Annotated in this window: 13 protein-coding genes; 9 read left to right on the forward strand and 4 right to left on the reverse strand. The window is 64.6% G+C overall.

Annotation, left to right across the window (positions count from 1 at the left end):
* Positions 1-70: 70 nt before the first annotated feature.
* Entirely contained in the window at positions 71-850 is a 780-nt protein-coding gene (locus tag R3355_RS24460; RefSeq protein ID WP_413243554.1) for a methyl-accepting chemotaxis protein, read from the forward strand.
* 154 nt (positions 851-1,004) lie between these two features.
* Here R3355_RS24460 and R3355_RS21070 read toward each other — a convergent pair whose 3' ends face one another.
* Positions 1,005-2,342, reverse strand: a complete 1,338-nt coding sequence (locus R3355_RS21070; RefSeq protein WP_318963011.1) for a ferric reductase-like transmembrane domain-containing protein — start codon at positions 2,340-2,342, stop codon at positions 1,005-1,007.
* Between the two features lie 584 nt (positions 2,343-2,926).
* Here R3355_RS21070 and R3355_RS21075 point away from each other — a divergent pair.
* Positions 2,927-5,068 carry an adenosylcobalamin-dependent ribonucleoside-diphosphate reductase gene (locus R3355_RS21075; RefSeq protein ID WP_318963013.1) on the forward strand — a complete coding sequence of 714 codons (2,142 nt, stop codon included), beginning with the start codon at positions 2,927-2,929 and terminating at the stop codon, positions 5,066-5,068.
* A 51-nt stretch (positions 5,069-5,119) separates the two neighbouring features.
* Positions 5,120-5,806 (forward strand): NrdJb, encoded by a 687-nt coding sequence (locus tag R3355_RS21080; RefSeq protein ID WP_318963014.1) that lies wholly within the window; start codon positions 5,120-5,122, stop codon positions 5,804-5,806.
* 150 nt (positions 5,807-5,956) lie between these two features.
* Here R3355_RS21080 and R3355_RS21085 read toward each other — a convergent pair whose 3' ends face one another.
* Together R3355_RS21085 and R3355_RS21090 are read right to left on the reverse strand one after the other, a co-directional pair.
* Positions 5,957-6,907 (reverse strand): homoserine kinase, encoded by a 951-nt coding sequence (locus tag R3355_RS21085; protein WP_318947521.1) that lies wholly within the window; start codon positions 6,905-6,907, stop codon positions 5,957-5,959.
* A gap of 15 nt (positions 6,908-6,922) precedes the next feature.
* A complete protein-coding gene (locus tag R3355_RS21090) occupies positions 6,923-7,207 on the reverse strand; it encodes a DUF2782 domain-containing protein (protein ID WP_318947522.1) in 285 nt (94 codons plus the stop codon).
* Positions 7,208-7,281: 74 nt separating this feature from the next.
* Here R3355_RS21090 and polA point away from each other — a divergent pair, with 74 nt between their 5' ends.
* Complete coding sequence (polA, locus tag R3355_RS21095) at positions 7,282-10,101, forward strand: DNA polymerase I (RefSeq protein ID WP_318963016.1); 2,820 nt, start codon at positions 7,282-7,284, stop codon at positions 10,099-10,101.
* A gap of 358 nt (positions 10,102-10,459) precedes the next feature.
* Here polA and yihA read toward each other — a convergent pair whose 3' ends face one another.
* Entirely contained in the window at positions 10,460-11,113 is a 654-nt protein-coding gene (yihA, locus tag R3355_RS21100) for a ribosome biogenesis GTP-binding protein YihA/YsxC (RefSeq protein WP_318963017.1), read from the reverse strand.
* Positions 11,114-11,358: 245 nt separating this feature from the next.
* On the opposite strand from yihA, the gene R3355_RS21105 reads away from it, so the two are divergent.
* From R3355_RS21105 to R3355_RS21125, 5 genes are all read left to right on the forward strand, one after another.
* Positions 11,359-11,649, forward strand: a complete 291-nt coding sequence (locus R3355_RS21105; RefSeq protein WP_318963018.1) for a c-type cytochrome — start codon at positions 11,359-11,361, stop codon at positions 11,647-11,649.
* Between the two features lie 44 nt (positions 11,650-11,693).
* Positions 11,694-12,299 (forward strand): c-type cytochrome, encoded by a 606-nt coding sequence (locus tag R3355_RS21110; RefSeq protein WP_318963019.1) that lies wholly within the window; start codon positions 11,694-11,696, stop codon positions 12,297-12,299.
* A 213-nt stretch (positions 12,300-12,512) separates the two neighbouring features.
* On the forward strand, positions 12,513-13,139 hold the full coding sequence (locus tag R3355_RS21115) for a thiol:disulfide interchange protein DsbA/DsbL (protein WP_318963020.1): 627 nt from the start codon (positions 12,513-12,515) through the stop codon (positions 13,137-13,139).
* A gap of 22 nt (positions 13,140-13,161) precedes the next feature.
* On the forward strand, positions 13,162-14,043 hold the full coding sequence (locus R3355_RS21120; RefSeq protein ID WP_318947528.1) for an endonuclease/exonuclease/phosphatase family protein: 882 nt from the start codon (positions 13,162-13,164) through the stop codon (positions 14,041-14,043).
* The gene (locus R3355_RS21125; protein ID WP_318963021.1) at positions 14,040-15,932 is read left to right on the forward strand and encodes a diguanylate cyclase; all 1,893 of its coding nucleotides are present in this window, start codon (positions 14,040-14,042) and stop codon (positions 15,930-15,932) included. The genes R3355_RS21120 and R3355_RS21125 overlap by 4 nt, the downstream gene beginning before the upstream one ends.
* The last annotated feature ends 232 nt before the right edge of the window (positions 15,933-16,164 follow it).

Genomic DNA, 16,164 nt, shown 5'->3' on the forward strand with positions numbered 1-16,164 from the left:
GCAACCGCTGATTGCCGAGGTCGGCCGGGTTACCGGAGAAGTCGATGCGGCTGCACGCGCCATGGCCAACATGGCCGCGACCAATGACCAGCTGATCAGCAGCGAACATGCGGCGCTCGACCAGGTCAGCACCGCCGCAACCGAAATGAGTGCCGCCGTGCATGAGGTGGCACACAACGCACTGAACGCATCGGACGCCGCGCAGCAAGCCACCAGCCAGTCCCGCGATGGCGCCCAGGTGGTCGGCAGCACCATCGAGTCGATCCGCCAGCTGGCCCAGGAAGTGGAAAGCGCATCGGAAACCATTGCCGCCCTGGCCCAGGAAACCTCCAGCATCGGCGCCGTGCTCGAGGTGATCCGCGGCATCGCCGACCAGACCAACCTGCTGGCACTGAACGCCGCCATCGAGGCCGCACGGGCCGGTGAACAGGGTCGCGGTTTCGCCGTGGTGGCCGACGAGGTGAGGGCGCTGGCGGGGCGCACCCAGGACTCGACCAAGGATATCCAGGTGCGCATCGAGCGCCTGCAGGCCGGCGTCGCCAAGGCCGTGCACGCCATGCACGCCGGCAGCAGCAAGGCCCGCGACAGCGTCGAGCGCGCCGCCGGGGTCGATCAGGTGCTCAGTGACACCAGCGCTTCGGTGCTGCGCATCAACGACATGGCCGCCCAGATCGCCACCGCCTGCGAGGAGCAGAGCAGCGTCACCGAGGAAATAGCGCGCAACATCACCGACATTCGCGACCTGTCCAACGATGCCGCGGCGAACTCCGTGCAGAGCATGCAGGCCAGCCAGCAGCTCTCCCGGCTGTCGAAGACCCTGGCGGAACTGGTCGGCCGCTTCCGCGCCTGAGCCGGACGCAATCAGGCAGGAGCGCGGAAAAAGGGGACGCATTTATTTCAAGGTCAGACAGTCCGCTTCCAGCCGACAGCTGAGAACCATCACTGGGCAGACTTTCCTGCAATCGCCAGCCCCCCACTCAGCTGTATGCCCCCTGGAATGGGGCTTAACGCATCTGGAACAATTCCTGATGGAAGTCTGCCGGCTTCAGACCGTGGGCCACCAGGTCATCGCGCAGGGCCTGGCCAAAGCCCGTAGGCCCGCAGAACCAGACGCTGGCATCGCGCCAGTCCGTAACTTCCTTGCGCAGGCGTTCGCCATTGAGGCGGCCGTTTTGGTCGGCGAGCAACAGGTGCAGCCGGACCCCGGCGGCGGTGGCATCGGCGCGCAATTTATCAATGGCCTGGGGCGAATACTCGGCGGAGGGATGGAACAGATCGATGCTGTAGTGATGATCAGGCGTCAGCGCCAGTTGCTTCAGCCGCGCCACACAGGGCGTGATGCCGATGCCGGCACCGATCCAGATCTGCCGCTGCTTCTGGTCTTCGAAGGTGAAACAGCCGTACGGCCCTTCTACCGTCACCCGATCGCCCGCGTGCAGGGTCTGCGGCAGTCGGCTGGTGTGGTCGCCCAGGGCTTTGGTGATAAAGGTGATTTGCGCTTGCTGCGGGTTCCAGGCCGAGGCGATGGTATAGGGGTGCGCGCCTTCCGACTCAGACGAGGTGACGAAGGCAAACTGGCCGGCCTTGTGCCCGGGCCAGCCCGCTTGCAGTGCGATGTGGGTTTCCAGCACGTGCAGCTCCGGGTACTGGGTCAGGCTTTGGATTTCACCTTGAACCTTGCGCCGGGCTCCGATGCGCTTGAACAGCGCCTGGAACGCCGCCAGGCTGCCGCCGACCAGCAGCAGGGCGGTGACTATGCCGACCGGCTGGGACCAGTAGGCGAACTTGACCAGCACTACAGTGTGGAACACCAGCACCAGGTAGAGCGCGGCCAGGATGGTGTGGGTCTTGGCGAACCAGCGGTAGGGGAAGCGCTTGACCAGCGCCAGGATGATCAGCACCCCGGCGGCGTAGAACGCCCACTCGCCGAGCGTCTCGGCCAACCCGCGCTGGCTGCGCAGCAACTGCTCAATGGAGTCAAGTCCCAGGCCCGCACCGCGCCCCCTGGCCGGCTTGCTCAGCCAGCCCCAGCCGACCGCCCACTTGGTCCCCTTGGCCCAGACCCAGTGCAGGCTGCCAAACACCAGCGCACTGATGCCCAACCACTTGTGCAGCCGGTACATCTTGTCCAGTCCGCCAAGCAGCTGTTCGGGCCGGCGCGGACGCACAGCCAGCATCATTGCCACGCTCATGGCCGCCATCGCGATGATGCCGGTGTATTGCACCAGCACCGCGCGCAGCGAGAAATAGCTCAGCGGCTGCGGCAGGAAGGTATCTGCCAGTGCCCATAGCAGGGTTAGCCCTATCAGCAACGCCCACAGGGTTATCTTGATGTTCTTCATTTCGGTCTCGGCGGTGAGGCTTCGGTAGACATGCTCAAACAAAAATAGCCAGCGCAGAACAAGTTTTCGCCCTATCGATAAAAACACTGCTGCAGGTCAATTAATCACAGAGCAACGTGACACCTGCCAAGGTTCGGGACGACCGAGCCCAGCCACACCTACTGCTTTTTGGTTGAACCCGGGGGCGCTGCTCAGGCGGATGCCCACTGTTCATGCATCCGCTGCTGCATGCGCTCGAGGTCGCTCATGCGGGGAATGATTTCCAGTAGCTCAAGCGGGCGTCTTTCCTCCTGGCGGGCAAGGGTTGCAGACCGGGAAAGAGGCCGCCATGGCCTCCGCCCCTGGCGATAGGAGGCCAACGCTGCCCATCGGGAGGGAGGAGATCGTCACATCCGGTTATCCGTCCGGGCACGATTGCGCGACGACTGGCCCAATGACCGCTCTTCGCTGCCTGCAGCCCTTCCCCTTTATCTATAGCAACGCCGACTGGCCACCACGACAACCGGCCGGCGCGCCGCTTGACGTGCCTGCTAAGGTGAAAGGCAGGATTCGCTCTTATCACCTCGGCGGCAGGAGGACAGTAGATGGCCAAGCGTGCGGCGGGCAGTTCGACGGCGGCCGCGGGGATTGCCCTGCAGGCGGCGGCGCTGGATATCTGGGCGCAGAAGTATTGCCTGCATGACCGTGACGGCCAGCCACTGGATGCCGATGTCGATGGCACCTGGCAGCGTATCGCCCGGGCCCTGGCCGAGGTGGAGGCGCCGCCGGTGCGCGAGCATTGGTATGCGGAGTTTCTCTGGGCGCTGCGCAATGGCGCGATTCCCGCCGGACGGATCGTCGCCAATGCCGGTGCCGAGGCTTACAAGCCGGCGACCTCGACCATCAACTGCACGGTCTCGGGAACCATCGCCGATTCCATGGAGGACATCCTCGGCAAGCTGGTCGAGGCCGGGCTGACGCTCAAGGCCGGCTGCGGCATCGGCTACGAGTTCTCCACCCTGCGTCCGCGTGGCGCCCTGGTGTCCGGCGCCGGGGCGCAGACCAGCGGACCGCTGTCGTTCATGGATATCTTCGACAAGATGTGTTTCACCATCAGCTCGGCCGGCGGCCGCCGTGGCGCGCAGATGGCCACCTTCGATATCGCCCACCCGGATGTGCGCGCGTTCATCGCCGCCAAGCGCGAGGATGGGCGCCTGCGCCAGTTCAACCTGAGCCTGCTGGTCGGCGACGACTTCATGCAGGCGGTGGAGGCCGACGCCGACTGGCCGCTGCTGTTCCCGCTGCATGCCAAGGAGCGTGCAGCGCTGGATCTCGATGACCCGACCCAGGTGCGCTGGCGCGACTGGCCGCTGCACGACGGCTATTGCGTGCGCGAAGACGGCCTGGTGGCCTGCAAGGTCTACGCTACGCTGCGCGCCCGCGAGCTGTGGGACGCGCTGATGGCGGCCACCTACGACTACGGCGAGCCGGGCTTCATCCTGATCGACCGGGTCAACCAGCAGAACAACAACTGGTGGTGCGAGGACATCCGCGCGAGCAATCCGTGCGGCGAACAGCCGCTGCCGCCCTATGGCGCCTGCCTGCTCGGTTCGCTCAACCTGACCGCCTTCGTCGAGGCGCCGTTCGCCGCCGACGCGCGCTTCGATTGGGACAGGTTCCGCCGCGTGGTGCGCATCTTCACCCGCCTGCTGGACAACGTGGTGGAGATCAACGGCCTGCCGCTGGCGGCGCAGCGTGCCGAGATTCTCGCCAAGCGCCGGCATGGCATGGGGTTTCTCGGCCTGGGTTCGGCACTGACGCTGCTCAAGCTGCGCTATGGCAGCCCGCAGGCCTGCGCGTTCACCGAGGAGGTGGCGCGCGAAATGGCCCTGACCGGCTGGCAGATGGGCCTGGAGCTGGCCGAGGAAAAAGGCCCGGCGCCGCTGCTGGCCGAAGAGTTCGAGGTGACCGCGGCGATGCTGCGCCAGCGCCCGGAGATGGTCGCCGACGGCCATCAGGTCGGCGACCGTCTGCCGGGCCGGGTGCTGCACGCCAACTATTCGCGCTACATGCAGCACCTCGCCGAGCATGCGCCGCAACTGGTGGCGGCGCTGGCCGAGCGTGGCGCGCGCTTCACCCACCACAGCTCCATCGCCCCGGCCGGCACCATCAGCCTGAGCCTGGCCAACAACGCCTCCAATGGCATCGAGCCGAGCTTCGCCCAGCGCTATTCGCGCAACCTGATCCGCGCCGGGCGCAAGAGCAAGGATCGGGTCGAGGTGCTCAGCTACGAGTTGCTGGCCTACCGCGCGCGGGTCAACCCGCGTGCGCGGCCCGGCGCCGACGACCCGGCCGAGCGCCTGCCGGACTACTTCGTCAGCAGCGAGGACATCAGCCCCAGCGAGCATGTGGACATGCAGGCGGCAGCGCAGAAATGGGTCGACTCGTCGATCTCCAAGACCGCCAATGTGCCCGCGGATTATCCCTTCGCGGCGTTCAAGGACATCTACCGTTACGCCTGGCGCCAGGGCCTCAAGGGTTGCACCACCTTTCGCTTCAACCCGGCGGCGTTCCAGGGCGTGCTGGTCAAGGAGGCGGATCTGGCGCGCACCCGCTATCGTTTCGAACTGGAGGACGGCAGCCTGGTGGAGCTGGCGGGCAACGAGGAGGTCGAGTACGACGGCGAGCTGCACAGCGCCGCCAACCTGTTCGAGGCCCTGAAGGAAGGCTATTACGGCAAGTATTGAGCGGGTTTGCCGCGCCGTATCGGCGGCCGGCCGCGCGCATGGGAGCAGGTCATGGTGGTAAAGATCGACAAACCCATCGTCGGCTACCAGGTAGTCGACGAGGTCGAGGCGATGCAGCGCGCGGCCGCCGCCGAGACGCCGGCGCCGGTGCAGATGGACGAGACCCTGCAGCGCCCGGAGAGCCTGTTCGGCGTCACCTACAAGATCAAGTCGCCGCTGTTCGAGCATGCGCTCTACGTCACCATCAACGACATCCTGCTCAACGCCGGCACGCCCCACGAGCAGCGTCGGCCGTTCGAGATCTTCATCAACTCCAAGGGCATGGAGCACTTCCAGTGGATAGTGGCGCTGACCCGGATCATGTCGGCGGTGTTCCGCAAGGGCGGCGACTGCACCTTCCTGGTCGAAGAGCTGAAGGCGGTGTTCGATCCGCGCGGCGGCTACCTCAAGCGCGGCGGCGTCTACATGCCGTCGCTGGTGGCGGAGATCGGCGCGGTGCTGGAGCGTCACCTGATCGCCATCGGCCTGCTCGCGGGTCATGAGCTGGATGAAGGACAGCGCCGGCTGCTGGCAGAGAAGTGGGCGGTCTATCAGGCCAGCCAGGACGCCAGCACGGTGGAGCCGGGCGAGGGTTTCCCGCCCGGTGCGCAGCTGTGCAGCAAGTGCCAGACCCAGGCGGTGGTGCACCTGGAGGGCTGCGCCACCTGCCTGAATTGCGGTTATTCCAAGTGCGGCTGAGGCAACTGCCATAGGGTGCGTGGTCAGGGGTAGGGTGCGCCATGCGCACCAATCGGGGTGTGCCGCCAGGTATGCCGGGAGAGGGCCTGGGGCTGGCCGCCTCGACGCCGCACGAGACACCCTGGTGCGCACGGCGCACCCTACCGGCCGTTACAGGGCGAACGGCAGCGCCACCTCGACCTGCTGGCGCTGCAGCAGACGGTGCTGGAACTCACCCGGATCGTGGATCAGCACCTCCTGGCCGGCGAAGGAATCGACGGCGATCAGCCGCGACAGCCAGAAGCGCACGCAGGCGATGCGCAGCATGGCCGGCCACAACTCGGCTTCGGCCGGGGTGAAGGGACGCAGGCTGGCATAGGCGCCGAGCAGGGCCTGGGCGCGGTGCGGATCGAGACTGCCATCGGCGTCCGAGCACCAGTCATTCATGGCGATCGCCAGGTCGTAGAGCATCGGCCCGGAGCAGGCATTGTAGAAATCGATCACGCCGGCCAGATGGTTGCCATCGAACAGCACGTTGTCGCGGAACAGGTCGGCGTGCAGGTTGGCCCGCGGCAAGGCAAGGAGGCGCGGCTTGAGCGCATGGATCTCCACCAGGGCATCACGCAGCAGCGGCAATTGCGCCTCCGGCAGTTTCAGCGCCAGGCTCGGCCCCTCTTCGAGCATCCAGTCCAGACCGCGATCACTCTGCCGTTCCAGCACATGCCCACGGGTGGCCAGGTGAATGTGCGCCAGCAGGCTGCCGACCTCCTGGCAATGGTGCGGGTTGGCCAGGCTGACGTGCTTGCCCGGCAGGCGCGGCTGCAACAGCGCCGGCTTCTCTGCCAGGCTGCGCAGCGCTTCGCCGCTCTCGGTGCGCAGGGCATAGGGCACCGGCAGGCCGGCCTCATGCAGAACATCGAGCAGTTCGATAAAGAACGGCAGGTCGGCGCTGGGGCCGCGCTCGATCAGGGTCAGGACGAACTCGCCCTGCTCCAGGCTGACGAAGAAGTTGCTGTTCTCGCTGCCCGCGGTGATGCCCTGGAAGTCGCGCAGGCGACCCAGGCCATAAGGCGCGAGGAAGGCTTCCAGCTCGTGCCGCTCTAGGGGGGTGAATACCGACATATCAGAACCGCCGACTTACCATTTGAAGATTTCCCAGGACGGAATCAGCATGTCCGGAGAATCCGAACGGACGAAGTTGCCGTCGCTGCCGTCGGCGCGCACCAGAAAGTAGGGCTTGCCGGTCTTGGGCGTGACTTTGATTGCATAGAGGAAGCCATTGACCCGGTATTCCTCAACGGTGCGGTCGCCTTCCTGGCGGATGGTCACATCCGGCTCGGCCGAGGGCGCATCATCGGCAAATGCCGCAAGCGGAATGACTGCCAGCAGGCTGGCCAGCAACAGGCGATTGAGTGTGCGCATGATAACCTTGTCCCTTTGTTTTCAATGGTGCGGCTATTCTAACGCCGCCCCCGCCGAAAAGGTTGATCCTGCTCATGAGCCAAGCTCCTCTCGTCCTGGTCGACGGTTCCTCGTACCTCTACCGCGCCTTCCATGCCCTGCCGCCGCTGACCACCTCCAGGGGCTTGCCCACCGGTGCGGTGAAGGGCGTGCTGAACATGCTCAAGAGCCTGCGCAAGCAGTATCCCGACAGCCCCTTCGCGGTGGTGTTCGACGCCAAGGGCGGCACCTTCCGCGATGCGCTGTTCGCCGAGTACAAGGCCAACCGGCCGTCGATGCCCGACGATCTGCGCGTGCAGGTCGAGCCGTTGCACGCCAGCGTCAAGGCGCTGGGCTTTCCGCTGCTGTGCGTCGACAACGTCGAAGCCGATGACGTGATCGGTACCCTGGCCCGCCAATGCGCCGGCGAAGGCCGCGACGTGGTGATTTCCACCGGCGACAAGGACATGGCCCAGCTGGTCTGCCCGCACGTTACCCTGGTCAACACCATGACCGGTAGCGTCTATGACATCGATGGCGTGAAAGCGAAATTCGGTGTCGGTCCTGAGCTGATCATCGACTACCTGGCGCTGATGGGCGACAAGGTCGACAACATTCCCGGGGTGCCGGGGGTCGGCGAGAAAACCGCGCTGGGCCTACTGGTCGGCATCGGCGGCGGCCTCGACGTGATCTACGCCAACCTCGACCAGGTGGCCGGGCTGCCGATCCGTGGGGCCAAGACCCTGGCGGCCAAGCTCACCGAGCACCGCGACATGGCGTACCTGTCCTACGAGCTGGCGACCATCAAGCTGGACGTGCCCCTGAACCTGGAAATCGACGCGCTGCATCCGGGCGAGGCCGATGTGCCCGCGCTGATCGAACTGTACGAAGAGTTGGAATTCAAGAGCTGGCGCGATCAGCTGTTGCGCCAGAACCAGGGCCAGGTTGCCAAGGCCAGCAAGGTCGCCAGCGTCGCCCCGCCTGCCGCCGACCTGTTCAGCCTGACCGCCAGCGCCGTGCCGCAAGCGGAGCCGGCCAGCGTCGCTCCGGCCCCGGCCCCGTCTGGCTACCTGACGATCCTCGACCAGGCCCAGTTCGACAGCTGGCTGGAGAAGCTCGCAGGCGCCGAGCTGATCGCCTTCGATACTGAAACTACCGGCCTCGATGCGCAGAAGGCGCAGCTGGTGGGCTTGTCGTTTGCGGTCACGGCTGGCGAAGCCGCCTATATCCCGCTGGCCCACTCCTATATGGGCGTGCCGGCGCAGCTCGATCGTGACCAGGTACTGGCGGCGCTCAAGCCGATTCTCGAAGATCCGCACAAGGCCAAGGTCGGCCAGCACGCCAAGTACGACATCAATATCCTCGCCAATGCCTCGACGCCGATCGCGGTGCAGGGCGTGGCCTTCGACACCATGCTCGAATCCTACGTGCTCGATTCCACGGCGACCCGCCACGACATGGACAGCCTGGCGCTGAAATACCTCGACCACAGCACCATCCGTTTCGAAGACATCGCCGGCAAGGGCGCCAAGCAACTGACCTTCGACCAGATCGCCCTGGAACTGGCCGGGCCTTATGCGGCGGAAGACGCCGATGTGACCCTGCGCCTGCACCAGTGCCTGTGGGCCAAGCTGGAAGCCGAACCGAGCCTGGCCAAGGTCCTGCGCGAGATCGAGATGCCACTGGTGCCGGTGCTGGCGCGGATCGAGCGCCAGGGCGCGCTGGTCGATGCCAAGCTGCTCGGCCAGCACAGCGTCGAGCTGGGCGACAAGCTGGTGGCGCTGGAGCGCCAGGCCTTCGACATCGCCGGCGAGGAGTTCAACCTGTCATCGCCCAAGCAGCTCGGGGTGATCCTCTACGAGAAGCTCGGCCTGCCAATCATCAGCAAGACCGCCAAGGGCCAGGCATCCACCGCCGAAGCGGTGCTCGCCGAACTGGCCGAGCAGGACTTCGAACTGCCCAAGGTACTGATGCAGTACCGCACCCTGAGCAAGCTCAAGAGCACCTACACCGACCGCCTGCCGGAGCAGATCAACCCGCGTACCGGGCGCATCCACACCTCTTACCACCAGGCGGTGGCGGCCACCGGCCGGCTGTCCTCCAGTGACCCGAACCTGCAGAACATTCCGATCCGCACTGCCGAGGGCCGGCGCATTCGCCAGGCCTTCGTCGCGCCCGCCGGCTACAAACTGCTGGCCGCGGACTATTCGCAGATCGAGCTGCGCATCATGGCCCACCTGGCCCATGACGAAGGGCTGCTGGATGCCTTCCGCCATGGTCGCGACGTGCACAAGGCCACTGCTGCCGAGGTGTTCGGCGTGTCACTGGACGACGTCAGCAGCGATCAGCGGCGCAGCGCCAAGGCGATCAACTTCGGCCTGATCTACGGTATGAGCGCCTTCGGCCTGGCCAAGCAGATTGGTTGCGAGCGCAAGCAGGCGCAGGCCTATATCGACGTTTACTTTGCCCGCTATCCAGGCGTACTGGCCTATATGGAGCGCACCCGCGAACAGGCCGCCGAGCAGGGCTATGTCGAGACCCTGTTCGGCCGCCGGCTGTACCTGCCGGAGATACGTTCGAGTAACCAGGGCCTGCGCAAAGGCGCCGAACGCACGGCGATCAACGCGCCCATGCAGGGCACCGCCGCGGACATCATCAAGCGCGCGATGATCGCCGTGGACAACTGGCTGAGCGAATCGGGGCTGGATGCCAAGGTGATCCTGCAGGTGCACGATGAACTGGTGCTGGAGGTACGCGAAGACCTGCTCGAGCAGGTGCGCGAGCAAATCAAGCAGTTGATGAGCGGTGCGGCCGAACTGGATGTACCGCTGCTGGTGGAAGTGGGCGTGGGCGATAACTGGGACGAGGCGCACTGATACGGCGGTTTGCCGGCGTGAACCCGTCTGCGGAAGGGTTCGGTCGCGGCCTTTAAAACCTCAAGACATCACCCCAAGATGTTTTATGACCAATAGAATCTAAGAAACGGCTGAACTTTGCGTTTGCCCCACTAGTCAGAACCTACGAATGGCCCAGAAAGCCTTTCGATGCTCCTTGTTGTGTTAAGTGTTGGCAGATATCTGAACCCCGCCCTAGCGGTTCAGACCCTTAGACCCCGAGACTCTCTCTCCCCATATGAGTCTCGGGGTTTTTTTTATGGCCTGACGACCACCTTGCGGGCCGTCGCGGGGCGAGGTTAAAAATTTCTCCTGGAAATTTTTTGTCCACCATCCCGAATCAGGCCTCGGCTTCCTCATCGTCAGGCAGCGCGAACTCACCCAATTGCAGCCACTCGGCCAGCACCGCCTGGGCCTCTTCGATGCCCAGGCGCTTGGGCGCCGAAAACAACTGGATGCTGACCCGGTCGCCCCAGCGTTTGTGGATGTCCTGCTGCACCTTGAGCAGCGCGGTCTTGGCCGCGCCGAACGCCAGTTTGTCGGCCTTGGTCAGGAGGATGTGCATGGGCATCTCGCTGGCCGTCGACCAGTCGAGCATCAAGATGTCGAACTCGGTCAGCGGCTTGCGGATATCCATCATCAACATCAGCCCGCGCAGGCACTCACGGCTGCCCAGATAGGCTTCCAGGTGCTTTTGCCAGTGCAGCTTCAACGGGATCGGGACCTTGGCGTAGCCATAACCGGGCAGGTCGACCAGGCGCCGCTCATCGTCCAGGCGGAAGAAGTTCAGCAGCTGGGTACGCCCCGGGGTTTTCGAGGTGCGCGCCAGGCTGGCGTGGGTCAGGGTGTTCAGCGCGCTGGATTTGCCGGCGTTGGAGCGGCCGGCAAAGGCCACTTCGTAGCCCAGATCGTCCGGACATTGGTCGACCTTGGCGGCGCTGATCTGAAAGGTGGCCTGTTGGCACAGGCCGATAATGGGGTTCTTAGCTTGCATCAGGGTATCCGGTGAGGGCGGGCATAAGGGAACTTGCAGGTGCGCAGCCCTTGCGACATTTGCGCACATCCTGCCGGGCGCCAGGCGGCACGGCAAGCGGCGTCGTTTCCGTTTCGGTGGCGCCAGTATATAATGCCGCAGATTTTGTGTGCGCTTTGTCCCACTCGCAGGATAAGTGTTCGTGGGAACGAATGAGAACCGCTGCCCTAGAAGCAGGACGTTCCCCTCCCTGATGAGGCCATCTGATGAAAAAAATGCTGCTTGCTGCTGGTGTGTTGATGTTGTCGTTCAATAGCCATGCTACCCAGGATCCCGAGACGGTCTACGCTCGTACCTGTGCGGCATGCCATAACGGGCAACTGCCGATGGCGCCGCAAAAAGGCGACAAGGCTGCCTGGGAACCTCGTCTGGCCAAAGGCATGGACGTGCTGGTGCAAAGCGTCACCAATGGTTTGAATGCCATGCCACCGCGTGGCTTGTGCATGGACTGCACCGCCGAGGATTACCAAGCCGTCATACAGTGGATGACCGAGTAAATCCGGCCCATAACTCTTTCTCTTAGCCGTAGTTGGATTAGTTGATGAACAAAATACTCGTGAGTCTGCTGTTGACCCTGGGCATCACCGGCCTGGCCCAGGCCGCTGGTGATGCTGCCGCCGGTCAAGGCAAGGTTGTCGTGTGTGGCGCTTGCCACGGCGCCGATGGCAACAGTGCTGCACCGAACTTCCCGAAACTGGCCGGTCAGGGCGAGCGCTACCTGCTCAAGCAACTGAACGACATCAAGTCGGGTGCCCGTCCGGTCGTGGAAATGACCGGCCTGCTGGATAACCTCAGCGATCAGGACCTGGCCGATATTTCCGCGTATTACGCCAGCCAGAAGATGAGCGTGGGCGCCGCCGACCCGAAACTGGTCGCCCGTGGCGAAGCACTGTTCCGTGGCGGCAAGCTGAACGAAGGCATGCCGGCCTGTACCGGCTGCCATTCGCCCGATGGTGCGGGCCTCGACGCTGCCGGCTTCCCGCAAATCGGTGGCCAGCATGCCGGCTATGTGGCCAAGCAGTTGACCGATTTCCGTGAAGGCAATCGCACCAACGACGGTGACAGCCTGATCATGCGCAGCATCGCCGCCAAGCTGAGCAACAAGGATATCGAAGCGGTTTCCAGCTTCATCCAGGGCCTGCACTGATTCACCCAGCGCTTGTGAAAAAATCCTCTCGATATTTTCACAATCGCTGAGCCTTGCCGCGGATGATGTAAGAACCTGCAAAGAAAAGGGTGGCTGCGGCCACCCTTTTTCGTTTGTCAGCCCGCTACAATGGCTGGAACCTGGTCCACAGCACAGAGTCTCACTAACGACTCGTCGCTGGGCGACGCTTAACATCCAAGCAAGGAGTACCACATGCGTAAACTGATCCTCGGCGCCGCCCTGGCTATCAGCAGCCTGTTCGCCCTGGCTGTTCAGGCCGAACCCGTAGCCGGCAAGAACTATGTCGAGCTCGCCAGCCCCGTACCGGTATCCAAGCCCGGAAAGATCGAAGTCGTCGAGTTGTTCTGGTATGGCTGCGGGCATTGCTATCAGTTCGAGTCGACCATCAATCCGTGGATCGAGCAGTTGCCGGACGACGTCAACTTCGTGCGCATCCCGGCCTTGTTCGGCGGGCTGTGGAATGTGCAAGGCCAGGGCTTTATCACCCTGCAAGCGATGAAGGTGGAGTCTGCAGTACATGCCGCCGTATTCGACGCCATTCACAAGCAAGGCAAGAAGCTGGCGACGGCACAGGAAATGGCTGAATTCCTCGCCACCCAGGGCGTCGACCAGGATGCCTTTCTCAAGACCTACAATTCCTTCGGCGTGAAAAGCCAGATGGAAAAGGCCAAGAAACTGGCCATGGCCTACCAGATCAACGGCGTGCCGGTGATGATCGTCAACGGCAAGTACCGTTTCGACATCGGCAGCTCAGGTGGCCCGGAGCAGGCCCTGCAAGTGGCCGACTACCTGATCGACAAAGAGCGCGCAGCGCAGTAGGCGGCCGCCACGAGTGCCGAGCATGCTGCGCCGCTGGTCGAGCAGCCGCCAGGTTGGCCTGTGTGACCCACAGGTCAACCCGCAGTGCACTGCGGTCGGCGACTGGCCCTGTGGCGGGCTCCTGCGTCTGCTCAGTTTCAATATCCAGGTCGGCATCAACACCCAGCGCTACCATCACTACCTGACTCGCAGCTGGCAGCACCTGCTGCCGCACAACGGCCGCGCCGGCAATCTGCAGCGCATCGGCAATCTGCTGGCGGATTATGACCTGGTCGCCCTGCAGGAAGCCGATGGCGGCAGTCTGCGCTCCGGCTACGTCAACCAGGTCGAACACCTGGCCCACCTCGGTGCCTTCCCTTACTGGTATCAGCAGCTCAATCGCAATCTTGGCCATCTGGCCCAGCACAGCAATGGCGTGCTCAGCCGACTGCGCCCCAGCCTGCTGGAGGATCACCCGCTGCCGGGCCCACGCGGCCGCGGCGCGATGCTGCTGCGCATTGGCGAAGGCGAGGACGCCATCGTGGTGGTGATGATGCACCTGGCACTCGGGGCGCGTACCCGCACCCGCCAGTTGGCCTATATCCGCGAATTGATCGGCGGCTACCGGCACCAGATTCTGATGGGCGACATGAACACCCACGCCAGCGACCTGCTGCTGAGCTCGCCCTTGCGCGACCTCGGCCTGGTGGCGCCGCAGATCGAAGCGACCTTTCCCAGCTGGCGGCCGCAGCGCTGCCTCGACCACATCCTGCTCAGTCCCGACCTGCTGCTGGAGCGCTTCGAGGTGCTGGCCCTGCCGATCTCCGACCATCTGCCGGTGGCAGTGGAAATTCGTCTGCCCCATGCGTTGGGCGGCCTGCAGCGGCCCCTGCCGAACCTGCCAGCCCGCGGAAAGCCGCAATGAACAACGACGCCCAGCGCTGGAAAAACAAGTACCTGGCCAGCCTCGAACAGCAGGAAGCCCTCGAACGGCGCTGGGACGCCCGGGTCGATCTGCTGCGTCGTGGCCTGGTGCGCAGCAGCCTGGCGGCCGAGGGGGCCGATAAAGCCGTCGATCAGTGCATGCAGGATCTGCGCGAAATCCTGCGCCGCGACGACATGGATGCGGGACTCTCGGCGCTGATCCCGCGTCTGGAAAAAACCGTGCTGGACTCCGAACAGCGGCGTCAACAGCGGGTCGGTCAGGTTTCCACTGCGCTGGTGGCGCTGGTTGGCCAGTTGCTCGATCTGGAGCTGCCGCGGGAAGTGCGCAAGCCGCTGAAAGACTATGCCAAGCAGCTCGATAGCCGTGCCGAGCAGCTGCGTGAGTTGCCGCTGCTGCTGGCCGAGCTGAGTACCCTGCAGCAACAGGCTCTGGCTGTCCTGGGGCACGAGCAGGTCGAACGTCCGGGCTTGCTCCAGCGCCTGTTCGCCGGCCGCACGCCGGCCATCCATGAGCTGCCGGCCGCGGCCGAATCCGTGCCTGAGCCAGTGGCGCAGCAGCCGGCGACAGTGTCACCGGCAGTCGCGCCCTTGGCGGATCCAGCGCCCGCCGGCCCCGTGGCCGAAGCAACTGAGGTCGCCGTCAGCCAGATCGCGCCGCGCGCCGTTCACGCCCCAACCCCGGTTCCGCCGGCGAGCGTGCTCGACAGCCTGCCACTGCCTGCCGGCCTGTTGCCGCCGACAGCAGCGCCGCGCTCCGCTGAAGCACCGCTCGCGCCTGCCGAGACGGATCCCGACTACGCCCTGCCGGCGCCGCCCGAGCCTGGTTACAGCGCCATCGCCAAGCATGTCGAGACCACCCTGCTCGGTCTGCTGGATGAGCTGGCCCTGCCGGAGCGCCACCAGGACCAGGCCGACCTGCTGCGCGAGCGCATTCTGGCCGGTTTGAACCTGTATGAGCTGGTGCCGGTGCTGGATGATCTGGCCGTGCTGATGCTGGCCGTCGCAGACGTCGGCCAGCGCGAGTTCGAGGGTTACCTCAAGCAGCTCAATGAACGCCTGGCGGCCTTCCAGGGCGGTTTGCAGGACGCCCACGATGGCTACGCCGACTCGGTCAGCGCCGCGCGCGAGCTGGATAGCGAACTGCGCCAGCAGGTCGACGGCCTGCACAGCAGCGTGCAGCAGGCAACCGATCTGCCGAGCCTCAAGGAACTGGTGGAAACCCGCCTGGGCGGCTTGCTCGGTACCATGGAGCAATACCAGCGCCAGCGTGACGAGCGCGAACAACTGGTGGCCGGGCGCCTGCAAACCCTGGTCGAGCGAGTGGCTAACATGGAGCAGGAAGCCAAGGGCTTTCGTCAGCACCTGGAAGAGCAACGGCAGAAGGCCTTGCTCGATCCGCTCACCGGCCTGCCCAATCGTGCGGCCTGGAACGAACGCCTGGATCTGGAGTTGGCGCGCTGGCAACGTTACGGCGGCGAACTGCTACTGGCAGTGGTCGACATCGACCATTTCAAGCGGATCAACGACGGGTACGGCCACCTGGCCGGCGACAAAGTGCTGAAAATCATCGCTGGCGAACTGCACAAGCGCCTGCGCAAGACCGACTTCATCGCCCGTTTCGGCGGTGAGGAGTTCGCCCTGTTGATCCCGGCGACCCCCTTGGCGGGTGGCTTGCAACTGCTGGAAACCCTGCGCGCCGGCATTGAGGCCTGCCCGTTCCACTTCAGGGGCGAGCGGGTGACTATTACCCTGTCGGCCGGGATCAGTGCCTTCGCCAGCGCTGAACGCGCCGACCAGGTCTTCGAGCGCGCCGACCAGGCCCTGTACCGGGCCAAGCGCGGCAACCGCAACCGCGTCGAGGCGGGCTGAGCCCTCAGGATAGGCGCTGGGCATTCGCCACCCCATGTAGGAGCGGCCGCCGAGGTTAGGCGCCCGCAAATTGACCTGCTGCCCGCAGAACAAACGCGCCGTAACCCATCATCGATATTCGCCCTGCCTGCGGGTACAGGCATAAACCGCTTGATGGGTATCGCTGCGCTCAACACATCCTGCGGACGAGTTGCGCCGGCATTTGCAGTACGGAGGGGTTGTCACCTGCGCG

It is taken from the genome of Pseudomonas sp. (genome assembly GCF_033723075.1).
Lineage (GTDB): Bacteria > Pseudomonadota > Gammaproteobacteria > Pseudomonadales > Pseudomonadaceae > Aquipseudomonas.

Bases quoted from the DNA above. Each gene is read 5' to 3' on its own strand.
- R3355_RS24460 (WP_413243554.1), top strand. From the start codon at position 71: ATGGCCGCGACCAATGACCAGCTGATCAGCAGCGAACATGCGGCGCTC.
- R3355_RS21070 (WP_318963011.1), bottom strand. From the start codon at position 2,342: ATGAAGAACATCAAGATAACCCTGTGGGCGTTGCTGATAGGGCTAACC.
- R3355_RS21075 (WP_318963013.1), top strand. From the start codon at position 2,927: ATGGCCAAGCGTGCGGCGGGCAGTTCGACGGCGGCCGCGGGGATTGCC.
- R3355_RS21080 (WP_318963014.1), top strand. From the start codon at position 5,120: ATGGTGGTAAAGATCGACAAACCCATCGTCGGCTACCAGGTAGTCGAC.
- R3355_RS21085 (WP_318947521.1), bottom strand. From the start codon at position 6,907: ATGTCGGTATTCACCCCCCTAGAGCGGCACGAGCTGGAAGCCTTCCTC.
- R3355_RS21090 (WP_318947522.1), bottom strand. From the start codon at position 7,207: ATGCGCACACTCAATCGCCTGTTGCTGGCCAGCCTGCTGGCAGTCATT.
- polA (WP_318963016.1), top strand. From the start codon at position 7,282: ATGAGCCAAGCTCCTCTCGTCCTGGTCGACGGTTCCTCGTACCTCTAC.
- yihA (WP_318963017.1), bottom strand. From the start codon at position 11,113: ATGCAAGCTAAGAACCCCATTATCGGCCTGTGCCAACAGGCCACCTTT.
- R3355_RS21105 (WP_318963018.1), top strand. From the start codon at position 11,359: ATGAAAAAAATGCTGCTTGCTGCTGGTGTGTTGATGTTGTCGTTCAAT.
- R3355_RS21110 (WP_318963019.1), top strand. From the start codon at position 11,694: ATGAACAAAATACTCGTGAGTCTGCTGTTGACCCTGGGCATCACCGGC.
- R3355_RS21115 (WP_318963020.1), top strand. From the start codon at position 12,513: ATGCGTAAACTGATCCTCGGCGCCGCCCTGGCTATCAGCAGCCTGTTC.
- R3355_RS21120 (WP_318947528.1), top strand. From the start codon at position 13,162: ATGCTGCGCCGCTGGTCGAGCAGCCGCCAGGTTGGCCTGTGTGACCCA.
- R3355_RS21125 (WP_318963021.1), top strand. From the start codon at position 14,040: ATGAACAACGACGCCCAGCGCTGGAAAAACAAGTACCTGGCCAGCCTC.